This window comes from Algoriphagus aurantiacus, from assembly GCF_035156405.1.
Taxonomy (GTDB): Bacteria; Bacteroidota; Bacteroidia; order Cytophagales; family Cyclobacteriaceae; genus Algoriphagus; species Algoriphagus aurantiacus.
Window position 1 is genome coordinate 1 of sequence record NZ_JAXRUT010000083.1, and the last position, 606, is coordinate 606.

Annotated in this window: 1 protein-coding gene; it reads right to left on the reverse strand. The window is 47.5% G+C overall.

Annotation, left to right across the window (positions count from 1 at the left end; genetic code table 11):
• Window positions 1-350: MauE/DoxX family redox-associated membrane protein (locus SYJ56_RS25830; protein ID WP_323839293.1), on the reverse strand; the 350-nt coding region annotated here is incomplete at its 3' end.
• Window positions 351-606 lie beyond the last annotated feature (256 nt).

Consider the following 606-nt stretch of genomic DNA (forward strand, 5'->3'; position numbering starts at 1 on the left):
CCCAGACTACTTAGCACCCCGCCACAGGAGCAGGGGACACGTTCTGTAAATCCCAGCCAGACCAGAGTTACGTACCCCGTAAAGAGAATCATCAGTACCACACTCAGCAGAAATCCTTTCTTCCGCCAGCCCGGTACCAGCAATAGTACAGCGGCTATAACTTCCACCAAAGGCAATAGATAGAGTATCACATCAGCCATTCCTATTGGGAATACCTGATTATACATCGCCATCCGCGTTCCGCTCCAATCATACACCTTGCTCACCGCCGTATAGGCAAAGAGTGCGGCCAAAAGCCAGGCGGCTCCTTCGGTCAGAACTGCGGTAGGTGATGTTGGCGTGCTTTTCATTTTTATCTTTTATATGGTTCTTTCTATACTCGTATCATCATAGTTAGCACTGCCACGCCCCCTCTCCTCAATGCCTGTCCCGAGAACGAAGTGATTCGGGAAGAGAGCCTGTCCCGATAAGCAAAGCGATATCGGGAGTTGGGGTGAGGTGGGTGAGGTGTTTAATTCTCAATGAAAATTAATTGACATAGATCAAAAAATGGCAGGAGCTATTTCCGCTTGCATGAAATAATTATGCTAAATCAGGAAATATTTC